Origin of the sequence: Actinomadura sp. 6N118, from assembly GCF_044326415.1 — a bacterium.
In the GTDB taxonomy this organism is placed as follows: Bacteria; Actinomycetota; Actinomycetes; order Streptosporangiales; family Streptosporangiaceae; genus Spirillospora.
Genome location: NZ_JBIRAZ010000101.1, coordinates 1 through 602 on the forward strand (window position 1 = coordinate 1; position 602 = coordinate 602).

The 602-nt window shown below is 67.4% G+C and carries 1 protein-coding gene; it reads right to left on the bottom strand.

What is annotated here, in order from left to right; translation table 11 throughout:
* A partial coding sequence (locus ACH34W_RS55575) for a DinB family protein (protein ID WP_395969364.1) occupies positions 1-548 on the bottom strand: 548 nt, incomplete at its 3' end.
* Between the last annotated feature and the right edge of the window lie 54 nt (positions 549-602).

Sequence of the window (602 nt, forward strand, 5' to 3'; positions counted from 1 at the left end):
ACCGCGTACCGGTGATGCTCGGCCTCTTCCTTGAGCACGACGCTGAGGCAGCGGCGTACGACGTAGTCCTTGTCCGGATAGAGGTCGGCCGGCTTGCGACCACATACCCGGTCGAGCTCGGCCTCGGTGAGCTCGTCGACGACCCGGCACATCGTGGCCATGCGGGCGAGCCGCGGCGCGAGTACCTCGTCGAGCGTCGGGATGGCATCGAGGGTGAGCCCGAGGAGCTTCGCCGATGCTTCGGCCGGCATCCCGCCGCCAGGAAGGCCCAACGAGTGGTACGGCGCATCCTCCTCGAGCACGGCGTTGCCGATCCAGGCATCGCTGGCCATCAGCAGATGCCGCTGCGTCTCGACGAACGACCACTCGCCGTCGACCTGCTCATGCAGCTTCGCCTCCGGTAGGCGCCTGGCACGGTCAATCGTCTCCCCCCATTGCTTCTCGATGGCATCCCAAGCGGCCCGGTATTCGGCGGCGGACGTGGCCTCACGGGCCAGCACCCGGTTGGGATGCAGCCGATCGAGCTCGGCCTCGACGTAGGCGGTCACGTCGACGTCATTGACAACGACACGCTCGAAGCCGCCACCGAGGGAGACGTTACC